This window comes from Streptomyces sp. NPDC051662 (genome assembly GCF_040681655.1).
Taxonomy (GTDB): domain Bacteria; phylum Actinomycetota; class Actinomycetes; order Streptomycetales; family Streptomycetaceae; genus Streptomyces.
The window spans coordinates 1-13,019 of sequence record NZ_JBFAZD010000031.1 but is presented as its reverse complement, the minus strand read 5'-3'; the positions used below and the strand labels follow the sequence as shown (position 1 = coordinate 13,019).

The following is a 13,019-nucleotide window of genomic DNA, read 5'->3' as shown; positions in this document are numbered from 1 at the left end:
CCCGTATCGCCGGTCCGAAAATCGGGGCGCGTACGACGGGCCCGCGACCGTAAGCTGTATCGCCAGATTCATTGCTTACCGGAGCGTCCGTTGCCCAGTTCCTACCATGCGATATTCGCCGCTCCCGGTACCAAGGGATTCAGTGCGGCCGGTCTGATCGGCAGATTGCCGCTGGCCATGATGGGCATCGGCATCGTGACGATGGTCTCCCAGCTCACCGGGCATTACGGGCTGGCGGGGGCGCTCTCCGCGACGCTGGCGATGTCCGCCGCGCTGCTCGGTCCGCAGATCTCCCGGCTCGTCGACCGGCACGGCCAGGGGCGGATCCTGCGCCCCGCGACACTGGTCGCGGTGACATCCGTGGCGGGGCTGCTCGTCTGCGCCCAGCAGTCCGCCCCCGACTGGACCCTGTTCGTCTTCGCCGCGGGCGCGGGCTGTGTGCCGAGCCTCGGGGCGATGGTGCGGGCGCGCTGGGCCGCGCTCTACCGTGGCTCACCGCGCGAGCTGCACACCGCGTACGCGTGGGAGTCGATCATCGACGAGGTCTGCTTCATCGTCGGACCGATCGTCTCGATCGGGCTCTCGACCGCCTGGTTCCCGGAGGCGGGTCCGCTGCTCGCGGCCGTCTTCCTGGTCATCGGTGTCAGCTGGCTGACCGCGCAGCGCGCCACCGAGCCCGTACCGGGGCCACGCGAGCAGCACACCGGGGGGTCGGCGCTCCGCTCCCCCGGGCTGCGCGTCCTGGTGGCGACCTTCGTCGCGACCGGGACGATCTTCGGCGCGGTCGATGTGGTGACGGTCGCCTTCGCGGAGGAACAGGGGCACAAGACGGCCGCGAGTCTGGTGCTGGCCGTGTACGCGCTCGGATCCTGTCTCGCCGGAGTGGTGTTCGGGCTGCTGCATCTCACCGGGCCCCCGGCCCGTCGGTGGCTGGTGGGTATCTGCGCGATGGCCTTGAGTATGATCCCCCTCCAACTGGCCGGGAACCTGCCGTTTCTGGCCGTGGCGCTCTTTGTCGCGGGCCTCTCCGTCGCACCGACGATGGTGACGACCATGGCCCTCGTCGAAGCGCACGTACCGCGCACCAAACTGACCGAGGGCATGACCTGGACCAGTACCGGGCTCGCGGTCGGCGTGGCGCTCGGCTCGTCGGCCGCCGGCTGGGTGGTCGACGCGGCCGGGGCCGAGGCGGGGTACGGGGTGCCCGTCGCGGCGGGCGCGGCCGCGGCCGTGGTGGCGTTCCTGGGGTATCGCCGGCTGCGCGGGCCGGTACCGAGTCGGGGAGGGCACGGGGCGGATGACCAGGAACCGTACGACGGCCACAAGAGTGTGGCGTAACTGGGCGGGGACCGTTACGGCCCGTCCGGCCCGCGTGGTGTCCCCGGCCTCCGTCGAGGAGGTGACCGGGATCGTACGCCGGGCGGCGGCGGAGGGGCTCAGGGTCAAGGCCGTCGGTACGGGCCACTCCTTCACCGCGGTCGCCGCCACCGACGGGGTGCTGATCCGCCCCGATCTGCTCACCGGCATCCGGGAGATCGACCGGACGGCAGGCACCGTCACCGTGGCGGCCGGCACCCCGCTGAAACGGCTCAACACGGCGCTGGCCAGGGAGGGACTGTCGCTCACCAATATGGGCGACATCATGGAGCAGACCGTCGCGGGCGCCACCTCCACCGGCACCCACGGCACCGGCCGCGACTCGGCCTCCATAGCCACCCAGATCCGGGCGCTGGAACTCGTCACGGCCGACGGCTCGCTGCTGCGCTGCTCGGCCGACGAGAACCCGGAGGTCTTCGCCGCCGCCCGGATCGGGCTCGGCGCGCTGGGAGTGGTCACCGCGGTCACCCTGGCGGTGGAGCCGGTCTTCCTGCTGACGGCCCGTGAGGAGCCGATGACCTTCGACCGGGTCACGGCCGAGTTCGACCAGCATGTCGCGGAGAACGAGCACTTCGAGTTCTATTGGTTCCCGCACACCGGCAACTGCAACACCAAGCGCAACAACCGGAGCGCGGGTCACGCGGCGCCGCCCGGTCGGCTCAGCGGCTGGATCGACGACGAACTCCTCTCCAACGGGGCCTTCCAGGTGGCCTGTTCGCTCGGCCGGGCCGTTCCCGCGACCATCCCCGCCCTCGCCAAGATCTCCAGCCGCGCCCTCTCCGCCCGTTCGTACACGGACATCCCTTACAAGGTCTTCACTTCCCCGCGCCGGGTGCGCTTCGTGGAGATGGAATACGCGCTGCCGCGCGAGGCCGCGATCGGGGCGCTGCGCGAGGTCAAGGCGATGATCGAGCGTTCGCCGCTGCGGGTGAGTTTCCCGGTGGAGATACGGACGGCTCCGGCGGACGACATCGCGCTCTCGACGGCGTCGGGCCGGGAGAGCGCGTACATAGCGGTGCATCTGTACCGGGGCACGCCGTACCGCTCCTACTTCACGGCGGTGGAACGGATCATGACCGCGCATGGCGGCCGGCCGCACTGGGGGAAGATCCACACCAGGGACGCGGCCTATCTGTCCGGGGTATATCCGCGCTTCGGTGAGTTCTCGGCGGTACGGGACCGGCTGGATCCGGACCGGCTGTTCGGGAACGACCATCTGCGGCGGGTCCTCGGGGGTTAGGGCGTGCCGGGGTCGCCCGTTCCGGGGTCACTCGTTCCGGTACCGCCGGTGCCGTGGGAGGGGGTCGGCGCCGGACTGAAGGTGCCGGAACCGGAGGGAGCGGTGGAGGGCGTGGTGGTCGGGGTGGGTGACGGATCCGTACTGCCGCCCTGTCCCGTGCCCGTACCCGAACCCGTATCCGCGCTCGGTCCGGTGCCGGGCGAGCCGCTCGGGTCCGTACCTCCGGTGCCGCCCGACGACCGTTCGTCCGGTGTCCCGCTCGGATCCCCGCCGGGGCCGGGGGAGTTGGCGGGGTCCTTCGACGGGGTGGAATCGCCGCCACCGCCGCGTACGACATATCCGACGGTCGTCCCCTCGCCTCCGTTCAGATCCCGCCCGGCGGCCAGTTCGAACCCGGTGATGCCGACCATGGCCACCACGAAGACGACAACGGCCGCGCGGAGCGGTCGCTTCCAGCCCCGTACCCGGGTGCCATGGGTCGTGGCCTCCCCGAACTCCCCGTCCGGCACCGGCGGATCGCCGGGATCGTCCCGTACCGGCACCTGCCGGCCTCCCGGTTTCGCCTGGACGGTGACCTCGCGCAGCTGCTCGCCGGTGCGCCGGAACAGATGCTGGAAGACCGGGCCTCCGCAGGTGGCGATCAGACTGACCACACCGGCGCCGGCGATCGTCCCGTACACACCCAGCCGGGAGGCGAGCACGGCCGCCGCGACCGTCGCGAGCGTGCTCCCGGCGACCTGCGCGACGCTCAGATCGAGCCGCTGTTCCCGCCCGTTACCGGATACCTCGCTCTCGTCCTGTCGCGTACCGCTGCCCGACCGCTGATCCATCTACCGTCCCTGATCGCCCATCTGTCCCACCTTGCACCAGGAAAGGACAACTGGGCGAAACGGATAGTTCCGATTTTGGGGATTCTGTGAAGCAGGACACCCGTTCGGGATCGTCACCGAGACCCAACTCCCCTACCCTGGGAGAACTTGGGCGGCGCGCCGGTCCACCCCCGTGGCCCGAATGGAGTACTGTGGCGAGCCCTGGGGCCGGACTCCCTCATGGGCGTCCGGGACCTACGGGAAGGGGGCCGAACGTGGCACTCGATCCGGCGGAGCCGTGGCACCGTACGGGCACCTGCTGCAGAGAGTGACCCAGTACGTCACTCTGCGTCGCAAACAGGTAACCGTGCCATCGGCGATCCAGGACCCATGCCCGACACGCCGGGCAGCAGCACGGAAAGGTTGTGGCAGGCTGCACCCGGGCAGGCCACACTCGACTAGCGGAAGCAGCGACGCACGTGACGTCGGCAGGCACCACCCGGGAGGTCCCCATGCCCGAACTGCGTGTCGTGGCCGTCTCCAACGACGGCACACGACTGGTGCTCAAAGCTGCCGACAGCACGGAATACACGCTTCCGATTGATGAGCGGCTGCGCGCCGCCGTGCGCAATGACCGCGCCCGTCTCGGCCAGATCGAGATCGAGGTGGAGAGCCACCTCAGACCGCGTGACATCCAGGCGCGGATACGAGCAGGTGCCTCCGCCGAGGAGGTCGCGCAGCACGCCGGAATCCCGGTGGACCGGGTCCGCCGCTTCGAGGGACCGGTGCTCGCCGAGCGCGCCTTCATGGCGGAGCGGGCCAGGAAGACGGCCGTGCGCCGGCCCGGCGAGAACACCGGGCCCCAGCTCGGTGAGGCCGTGCAGGAGCGGTTGACGCTGCGCGGCGCCGACAAGGAGACCGTGCAGTGGGACTCCTGGCGCCGCGACGACGGCACCTGGGAAGTCCTGCTGGTCTATCTGGTCGCGGGCGAACCGCACTCCGCGAGCTGGACGTACGACCCGCCCCGGCGGCTCGTACAGGCCGTGGACGACGAGGCGCGCGCGCTGATCGGTGACACCGACGACACGGTCGCCGCGAAGGAGCCGAGCTTCCCGTTCGTGCCCCGGATCGCGCGGCTGCCGCGCGACCGGCCGCTGGATCGTTCCCTCGACCGGCAGCTGGAGCGGCCGGTCGCGCCCGAGCCGGAGGACACGAGTGAGCGCGACTCGCTGACCAGCCTGCTGGAGGCGGTGCCGAGCTTCCGCGGCGACATGGTGGTGCCCGAGCAGCCCGTGGGCCCGGCCGCGGACCAGGAGGAGGAGCCGGACGCCGAGGAGCCGGTGGCGCCCGCCGCCTCCGCCGGTGCCGGATCGGCGTACGCGGATGTGCTGATGCCGCGTTCGGTGGCCGGTCACCGGGACCGGCTCACAGGTACGACGGACCGCCAGGCGGAGGCGGACGGCGTACGTCCGGGCCGGCGGGCCGCGGTGCCGAGCTGGGACGAGATCGTGTTCGGTACCCGCCGCAAGAAGCAGGATTAGCACGTACGTACAGCGGGAGCGGAAGGGGCCGGTGCTCACCAGCGGTGGTGAGCACCGGCCCCTTCGGCGCGCTCGGGAGCTACCGCGGTCCACCGGGGATCCCGCTCACTGGGGATCCGGCCCCTTGGCGACCGGGCGTGACGTGTCGGCGGACCACTCGGACCACGAACCCGCGTACAGCGCCGCCGGGATACCCGCGATCTCCAGGGCCAGCACCTCATGGGCGGCCGAAACACCCGAGCCGCAGTAGACGCCGACCTTCGAATCACCGGTGACCCCCAGCGCCGCGAAGCGTGCGGCGAGGTCCTGAGCCGGGAGGAACCCACCGCTTTCAGCCACATTCTCTGTGGTCGGCGCCGACAGCGCGCCGGGGATATGGCCGCCGACGCGGTCGATCGGCTCGACGTCACCGCGGTAGCGCTCGGCCGCCCGCGCGTCCAGCAGCAGCCCCTCACGGGCCAGGGCCGCCGCGGCGTCCGCGTCCAGCAGCCCGAGCGCGCCGGGCGCCGGGGTGAAGTCGCCCTCCTCCGGTGCGGGGATCTCGGTGGTCACGGGGCCGGTCCAGCCGGCCAGTCCGCCGTCCAGGACACGGACGTCCGGATGGCCCGCCCAGCGCAGCAGCCACCAGGCGCGGGCCGCCGCCCAGGACTGCCCGCCGTCGTACACCACGACCGGCCTGTCCTGCGAGACTCCGGCCCGGCGCATCGCCGCGCCGAAGGCCGCGACCTCGGGCAGCGGGTGCCGGCCGGCCGGACCCGGCGGGCCGGCCAGCTCCTGGTCGAGGTCGATATGGACGGCGCCCGGCAGATGCCCGGCCTCGTACTGCCCGCGTCCGGGCGGACCGCCGAGCTGCCAGCGGGTGTCGAGCAGGACGGGCGGGCGCGGCCCGGCCGACTCGCAGGCGAGTTCTGCTGCGGTGATGATGGCTGTCATGGGCGCCATCCTCCCGCACGATCCGAGCCGCTCGTAACGGTGAAGAAACGGGGGGTAAACAGCGAATCGAGATCCCGCCAAATGCGGCGCGGCCATCCGGCGCGGGATGCGGGTGGGTGACAGCATCTCCACGGCCGTACGGCCATGACACGGCGGCTCGCGTTCGGCACGGGGCCGCCACCACGAAGGTCCGAGGAGAGAGTGACGATGACCGAGGCAGCGATCCGGCGCACACCCGGCACGCCCTGCTGGGTGAGTCTGATGGTGCACGGCCTTGCCGCGACCGAGGAGTTCTACGGAGCGCTGTTCGGCTGGGAGTTCCAGCCGGGGCCGCAGCAGCTGGGACCGTATGTCCGCGGACTGCTCGACGGCAAGGAGATCGCGGGCATCGGCCAGCTTCCGCCGGACCGGCAGCTTCCCATCGCCTGGATGACCTATCTGGCCACGGACGACGCGGATCTGACGGCCGAGTCGATCAGGAGCTGCGGCGGCACCGTCGGTGTCGGACCACTGGACGCGGCCGAGGCCGGCCGGATGGCCATAGCCTCGGACCCGTCGGGGGCGGTTTTCGGGATCTGGCAGGCGGCGGCGCATATCGGCACGGCCGTGGCCGGGGCCCATGGCACACCGATCTGGAACGAACTGATCACGCGTGAGACATCCACGGTCGGAAAGTTCTACGAAGCGCTCTTCGCTTATGACGTGGAGTCGGTCGTCTCCGCCGACTTCGACTTCCTGACGCTGCGTCTGGAGGGCCGGCCCGTCGCCTCGCTGCACGGCGTCGGCCGGTCGCTCAGCCGCGATCTGGGCTCGCACTGGATGACGTACTTCGAGGTGGACGACACGGACGCCGCGGCGGCGCTGGTGACCGAACTGGGCGGGCGGGTGATCACGCCACCGAGCGAGGGCGCGTACGGGCGGCTCGCGACCGTCGCGGACCCGGAGGGCGCGGTCTTCACGATCGTACGGTCGGCCACGCACTGACCCGTGGCAACCGGCGGCTCCCAATGGCGTGAGCGGCCGGGCACGGAAGCGGCGGCTCGGACCCGGGACGTCCGAGGTCAGACCGGGAGTACGTCCGGGGAGAGGGTGGCGGCCCGCGCGCCGGCCGCGGTCATCCGGCGGCGGTGATGGCGCCGGCACAGCACCTCGTACCCGACCTCGTTCCCGTTCTGGTGAACATCCCCGACCACGACCTGCGCTCCCTCGACGACCATGACGCCGCCGACCGTCCGCGCGTTGTGCGTGGCCCGCGCGCCGCACCAGCAGAGCGCCTCGACCTGAAGGACCTCGACCCGGTCGGCCAGCTCCACCAGCCGCTGCGATCCGGGGAAGAGCTTGGAGCGGAAGTCGGTGGTGATACCGAAGGCGAAGACGTCCAGTTCCAGATCGTCCACCACCCGCGCGAGCTGGTCGACCTGCTCGGGGGCGAGGAACTGGGCCTCGTCGGCGATGACATAGTCGCACCGGCCGCCCCTGGAGAGCCGGTCCACCAGATACGCGTAGAAGTCGAAGCCCTCGGCGGCCTCGACGGCATCGGTCACCAGGCCCAGCCGGGAGGAGAGCTTGCCCTCGCCCGCGCGGTCGTCGCGGGTGAAGATCATGCCCTGGAGCCCGCGCGCGGAACGGTTGTGCTCGATCTGAAGAGCGAGGGTGCTCTTTCCGCAGTCCATCGTTCCGGAGAAGAACACCAGCTCTGGCATGAGGGGGTGACGGCCTTTCGGTGACAGGAGGAGTGCCTGGAAGCCGCGAGGAGCGGTCCTTCAGGCGCTGGGGCCTGTCGGCGGATCTTCGCGGGACAGGCCCTAAGAGCGTACTTCGAGAAGCGGGACCAGCTGTTCGACGGGGGTCATCGAACCATGCATCCCGACCATCGCCGACTCGTGCGGCTCCTGTACGGAGGCGGTGATCACCACATCGTCGTGGGCCGCCGCGACGACATCGCCGATCCGGCCGTACACCCGCTCGTCCATCGCGCCGGGCGGTCCGAACCAGCCCGCCGCGATCGCCTCGTCCCGGCTCGCCACCCAGAAGCGCTCGCCGAGCACCTCGCGCCAGACGGTGAGCACATCGGACTCGGCGCCCGGTACGGCGTAGACATGGCGGGCCCGGCCCTCGCCGCCGAGCAGCGCCACTCCGGCGCGCAGCTCCCAGTCCTCGTCGAAGTCGATGCGCGACTCCTCGTCGAAGGGGATGTCGATCATGCCGTGGTCGGCGGTCACATAGAGGGCGGCCCGGGGCGGCAGTTGCTCGGCGAGGCGCTGGACGAGCCGGTCGACATACATCAACTGACCGCGCCAGGCGTCGGAGTCGACGCCGAAGCGATGCCCCTTGCCGTCGACCTCGCTGTAGTACGTGTAGACCAGCGACCGGTCCCCCGCGCCGAGTTGCTCGGCGGCCAGATCCATCCGCTCCTCGCCGGAGAGCCGGCCGAGGAAGGTCCCACCGCTGAGCGCGACCTTGGTGAGCGGGGTGTGGGCGAACGTCGGCGACGAGACCTGGGCGGTGTGGACACCCGCGGCGTCGGCGAGCTGGAAGACGGTGGGGTACGGCTGCCAGACGTGCGGATCGGTCCAGGGCTTCCAGCGGAGCTGGTTCATCAGCGCGCCGGTCGCGGGGTCGCGGACCGTGTAGCCGGGCAGGCCGTGGACGGCGGGCGGCAGCCCCGTACCGACGGAGGCGAGTGAGGTCGCGGTGGTGGCCGGGAAGCCCGCGGTGAGCGGGCGTCCCGTGTTGCCGCGTGAGCTGCCGAGCAGCGAGGTCAGATAGGGCGCTTCGTCCGGGTGTGCCGTGATCTGTTCCCAGCCGAGGCCATCGATCAGAAAGACGCAGTTCCGGTCGGCGGGGGTCAGTTCGGCGAGGGCCGCGGTCAGGTTCGGTACGCCCTGGCCAGCCGCGAGCGTGGGCAGCAGATCGGCGAGCGAGCCGCTGCCGTACTCGGGCAGCGGCGCGGAGTCGAGCGCGAGCGGAACGGGGTCCTGCCAGAGGGCTTCGGCGGCCATCAGCGGCCGGGCGCCGTGCCGGCGGCGGTGGCTTCGGAGAGGGCCTGGGCGAACGCGAGCGTCTGGCGGACGGTGTCGGGGCCGTCACCGGCCTCGCTGACCCGCAGGCTCAGATCGTCGGCGGTGGAGCTGCCGGTGTAGCCGTGGTCCGCCTCGCAGTTGGGGTCGCCGCAGGCGGCGGGCTCCAGATCGATCCGGGAGACGGCGCCCCAGCCGATGGTGAGGACCACTTCACGCGGCGGGGTGCCGGGGGTGTACGACTCCGGGTTGGCGACGACACGGCTGACCACGACCGACGAGATGCGGTCGAGCTTGACCGACTCGGTGGAGGTGGTGGCGTACGGGGTCGGGGAGCTGGCGTCGGCGGTCTGCTCGTCGGTGTGGCTCACGATGAAGCGGTGGGCCGTCAGCACGAGGACGGTGACATGCCTGCGTACCTCATTGGCGTCGAAGGTGGTCTCCTGATGCACCACGTACGACGCGATCGGCTCGCCACCGACGGCGGCCTCCACCGCCTCGGCCACGAGAGCCGGGTAGTAGCCGCTGCGCTCGATCGCCGTGCGCAGCCCCTGGGTCGTCGTACCGGTCTTCGCCATGGGCTCCATCCTACGGTGGCCGGATGGCTGCCGGAGACGCTCCGTACGGGCCTCATCCGGCCGGAACCGCCAGGTTTCGACCGGCGGCCGATCAGTAGCTGGGAAGCCGGCGCGGGCCGAGGTCGTCACGGGCGGGCGGCGGTGCGAGCCGGACGTTCGCGCCGAGGACGGTGAGTCCCCGGGTGGCGACCACCACGGGCTCCAGGGTGACGGAGACGATCTCGGGGTGGTCGTCGACCAGCCGGGAGACCCTCAGGAGCAGTTCCTCCAGGGCGGGGGTGTCGACCGGTGTGGAGCCGCGCCAGCCGAACAGGAGGGGCGCCGAACGGATGGATCTGATCTGCTCGGCGACATCGCGGTCGGTGGCAGGTACGAGCCGGTGGGCGAGATCGCCGAGCAGTTCGGAGGGCGCTCCGGCGAGCCCGAAGGAGAGCACGGCTCCGGCGGCGGCGTCGATGGCGGCCCGTACGACGGTGTCCACACCGCGCGGGGCCATGGCCTGGACGACGGGCCGCAGCTCGGCGGGGCCGCCGAGCGTCTCGGTCAGCTCGCGGTGGGCGAGGCGCAGTTGTGCCTCGTCGGCGAGGTCGAGTCGTACGCCCCCGAGGTCGGAGCGGTGGCGCAGATGGGGTGCGGTGGTCTTCAGCGCGACGGGGTAGCCGAGCCTGTTCGCCGCGGCGACGGCGTCATCGGGGCCGGGCGCGGGGAGGGTGGGGCGTACGGGGATGCCGTACAGCCCGAGGAGTTCCCGTGTGCCGGCGGCGTCGAGCGATACGCCGTGGCGGTCGGGGGTCTCACCGAGCAGCCGCTCGATGAGCAGGGCGGCGGCGCTCTGGTCGATGGTGTCGTCGAGGGATTCGGGCACCTTGCCGGGCTCGGCGCTCTGCCGTCGCCACTGCGCGTAGCGGACGGCTTCGGCGAGCGCGCGGACGGCGCGTTCCGCGGCGGGGTAGGCGGGGATCCGGCCGGAGGCGGCCGGCGCGGGGGCGGGCGGGCCGGCGAGGGTGGCGGCCTCGCCGGCCGGTCGCGGGGGCGGGGCCGTGGTCCCGGGAGCGTCCGCGGCCGGGCCCCGCGCGCTGCCCTCCACCGCCGCCAGCGCCTCGGCCAGACCGCCGATCTCCACATGGACCACCGCGACCGGCTTCCCCGGGGCGCTCGCCACGGCCTCGCGCAGCGCGGTGCCCACGGCGCCGCCGTTGGCGGGGTCCGCCGTGCCGGTCTCCCCCACGTGCGGGATCGCGGTCACCACGACCGCGTCGAAGGCCGGGTCGGACAGGGCCGTCGTGAGGGCGGCGCGGAAGTCCTCCGGGGTCGCGGCGGTGGTGAGATCGCGTGGCGGCGAGGGGCGCAGGCCCTCCGTCAGACAGGCGTCGTAGGTGAGCAGACCGAGGGATTCGGAGTTGCCGAGGATCGCGACGCGCGGTCCGGCGGGCAGGGGCTGGGAGGCCAGCAGGAGCCCGGCGTCGACCAGTTCGGTGACCGTGTCGACCCGGATCACCCCGGCCTGCCGCAGCAGCGCCGAGACGGTCGTGTCCGGGATACGGGTGACCGGGACCGCGTGGCCGGGCGGCGCGCTGCCGCTGTGGCGCGCGCCCTTGACGACCACGACCGGCTTCAGCGCCGCCGTACGCCGGGCGAGCCGGGTGAACTTCCGCGGGTTGCCGATCGATTCGAGGTAGAGGAGGGCGACATCGGTGTCCGGGTCCTCGTACCAGTACTGGAGGATGTCGTTGCCGGAGACGTCCGCGCGGTTGCCCGCGGAGATGAAGGACGACAGGCCCGCGCCGCGCCGATGGAGCCCGGAGAGCAGGGCGATACCGATGGCTCCCGACTGGGTGAACAGTCCGATACGGCCCCGCTCGGGCGGCTCGGGCGCGAGCGAGGCGTTCAGCCGGACCGCCCCGGCGGTGTTGATGATCCCGAACGCGTTGGGGCCGATGATGCGCATCCCGTACGAGCGGGCGTGCCGCACCAGTTCGCGCTGGCGCTCCAGGCCCTCGGCGCCGCTCTCGGCATAACCGGCGGAGAGGACGACCAGGCCACGGACGCCGTGCCGGCCGCAGTCCGCGACCGCTTCCGGCACCCGCTCCGCCGGTACGGCGAGGACCGCGAGGTCGACCGGGTCACCGATCGCCGCGACCGACCGGAAGGCGGGGACGCCGTCCAGCTCGTCCAGGTCCTCGGCGAAGGCGTGGTTCACCGCGTACACGCGTCCGGTGAAGCCCGCTTCGAGGAGATTGCGCAGTACGGTGCGGCCGACACCGCCGGGTACGCGTCCGGTGCCGACGACGGCGACCGAGCCCGGCGTGAGCAGGCGCTGCACCGAGCGCGCCTCTGCGCGCTGCTCGCGGCCACGCTGCACGGCGAGGGATTCGGCGGTAGGTTCGAGGTCCAGGGTGAGGCGTACGGAGCCGTCCTCGAAACTGCGCTTCTGTGTGTAGCCGGCGTCCCGGAACACCTTGATCATCTTGTTGTTGGCGGGCAGCACCTCAGCGGCGAAGCGCCGGATGCCTCGTTCGCGGGCGACCGCCGCGATGTGTTCCAGCAGGGCCGAGGCGACACCACGTCCCTGGTGCGCGTCCTGGACCAGGAAGGCGACCTCGGCCTCGTCGGCGGGCGCGGTCGCCGGGAGTCCCCGCTCGTCGATGCGGTCGTACCGTACGGTCGCGATGAACTCGCCGCCCACCGTCACGGCGAGCCCCACCCGGTCCACGTAGTCGTGGTGGGTGAAGCGGTGCACGTCCCGGTCGGAGAGGCGTGGGTAGGGGGCGAAGAACCGGTAGTACTTCGACTCGTCGGAGACCTGTTCGTAGAAGCTGACCAGCCGTTCCGCGTCGGCGGTGGTGATGGGCCTGATCCGCGCGGTGCCTCCGTCGCGCAGCACCACGTCCGCTTCCCAGTGATCGGGGTACGCATGGTCCGACGGCGTCTCCATGGGCAAAGCCTACGGCGCGTACGGCTCCACGGCCCGGGGTCCGGGGGCGGTGACCGGGGCGTATCCGAGGTCCGTCCGGGGTCGGCACCGGAGCAATTCGTGGCACATGAGACGCTGGTCTAGACATCGTTTTTGAGACTTGAAGGGCAACACCATGGCTGAGCGCCGCGTCAATGTCGGCTGGGCCGAGGGCCTGCACGCCCGTCCCGCCTCCATCTTCGTCCGCGCCGCCACGGCCGCCGGCGTCCCGGTGACGATCGCGAAGGCCGACGGCAACCCCGTCAACGCCGCGTCGATGCTCGCGGTGCTCGGCCTGGGCGCGCAGGGTGGCGAGGAGGTCGTGCTCGCGTCCGAGGCGGAGGGCGCCGACGTCGCCCTGGACCGGCTGGCGAAGCTGGTCGCCGAAGGGCTCGACGAGCTGCCCGAGACGGTCTGAGCACTTCCCGGGACGGTCTGAGACTTCCGGGACATCAGAGCGTATTTCCACGACGGAGCCGCGGGGGGGGGGGTTGGAGGGGCCCGCGGGGGCGGGGGTGGGGGGGGGCCGCGGCAAGCACCCCCCCCGGTAGGAGTTTTTGTTTTTGTG

11 protein-coding genes are annotated in these 13,019 nt (G+C 71.9%); 5 read left to right on the top strand and 6 right to left on the bottom strand.

All coding sequences use genetic code 11. The annotated features are described in order from the left end of the window. Positions 1-90 precede the first annotated feature (90 nt). Complete coding sequence (locus AB0M67_RS34725; RefSeq protein WP_365751561.1) at positions 91-1,338, top strand: MFS transporter; 1,248 nt, start codon at positions 91-93, stop codon at positions 1,336-1,338. After that, positions 1,298-2,617: a D-arabinono-1,4-lactone oxidase gene (locus tag AB0M67_RS34720; protein ID WP_365751560.1), complete on the top strand. Its 1,320-nt coding sequence runs from the start codon at positions 1,298-1,300 to the stop codon at positions 2,615-2,617. The genes AB0M67_RS34725 and AB0M67_RS34720 overlap by 41 nt, the downstream gene beginning before the upstream one ends. On the opposite strand, the gene AB0M67_RS34715 is transcribed toward AB0M67_RS34720, so the two are convergent. Beyond that, positions 2,614-3,447, bottom strand: a complete 834-nt coding sequence (locus tag AB0M67_RS34715; RefSeq protein ID WP_365751559.1) for a hypothetical protein — start codon at positions 3,445-3,447, stop codon at positions 2,614-2,616. The two genes, AB0M67_RS34720 and AB0M67_RS34715, sit on opposite strands and share 4 nt — an antisense overlap. 458 nt (positions 3,448-3,905) lie before the next feature. On the opposite strand from AB0M67_RS34715, the gene sepH reads away from it, so the two are divergent. Continuing rightward, positions 3,906-4,967, top strand: coding sequence for a septation protein SepH (gene sepH, locus AB0M67_RS34710; protein ID WP_365751558.1), 1,062 nt, complete (start codon positions 3,906-3,908; stop codon positions 4,965-4,967). A gap of 105 nt (positions 4,968-5,072) precedes the next feature. Here the strand turns inward: sepH and AB0M67_RS34705 are convergent, their stop codons facing one another. Next, entirely contained in the window at positions 5,073-5,900 is an 828-nt protein-coding gene (locus AB0M67_RS34705) for a sulfurtransferase (protein ID WP_365751557.1), read from the bottom strand. Positions 5,901-6,107: 207 nt separating this feature from the next. Here AB0M67_RS34705 and AB0M67_RS34700 point away from each other — a divergent pair, with 207 nt between their 5' ends. Then, complete coding sequence (locus tag AB0M67_RS34700) at positions 6,108-6,884, top strand: VOC family protein (RefSeq protein ID WP_365751556.1); 777 nt, start codon at positions 6,108-6,110, stop codon at positions 6,882-6,884. 77 nt (positions 6,885-6,961) lie between these two features. Here AB0M67_RS34700 and AB0M67_RS34695 read toward each other — a convergent pair whose 3' ends face one another. The 4 genes from AB0M67_RS34695 to AB0M67_RS34680 form a co-directional block, all read right to left on the bottom strand. Continuing rightward, positions 6,962-7,603 (bottom strand): thymidine kinase, encoded by a 642-nt coding sequence (locus tag AB0M67_RS34695; protein ID WP_365751555.1) that lies wholly within the window; start codon positions 7,601-7,603, stop codon positions 6,962-6,964. Between the two features lie 102 nt (positions 7,604-7,705). Further along, positions 7,706-8,902, bottom strand: a complete 1,197-nt coding sequence (locus tag AB0M67_RS34690) for a nucleotide pyrophosphatase/phosphodiesterase family protein (protein WP_365751554.1) — start codon at positions 8,900-8,902, stop codon at positions 7,706-7,708. Beyond that, positions 8,902-9,498 (bottom strand): DUF5998 family protein, encoded by a 597-nt coding sequence (locus tag AB0M67_RS34685; RefSeq protein WP_365751553.1) that lies wholly within the window; start codon positions 9,496-9,498, stop codon positions 8,902-8,904. The genes AB0M67_RS34690 and AB0M67_RS34685 overlap by 1 nt, the downstream gene beginning before the upstream one ends. Positions 9,499-9,589: 91 nt before the next feature. Beyond that, a complete protein-coding gene (locus tag AB0M67_RS34680) occupies positions 9,590-12,433 on the bottom strand; it encodes a GNAT family N-acetyltransferase (protein ID WP_365751552.1) in 2,844 nt (947 codons plus the stop codon). Positions 12,434-12,587: 154 nt separating this feature from the next. Between AB0M67_RS34680 and AB0M67_RS34675 the strand changes: the two genes are divergently transcribed. Next, the gene (locus tag AB0M67_RS34675; RefSeq protein WP_365751551.1) at positions 12,588-12,869 is read left to right on the top strand and encodes an HPr family phosphocarrier protein; all 282 of its coding nucleotides are present in this window, start codon (positions 12,588-12,590) and stop codon (positions 12,867-12,869) included. Positions 12,870-13,019 lie beyond the last annotated feature (150 nt).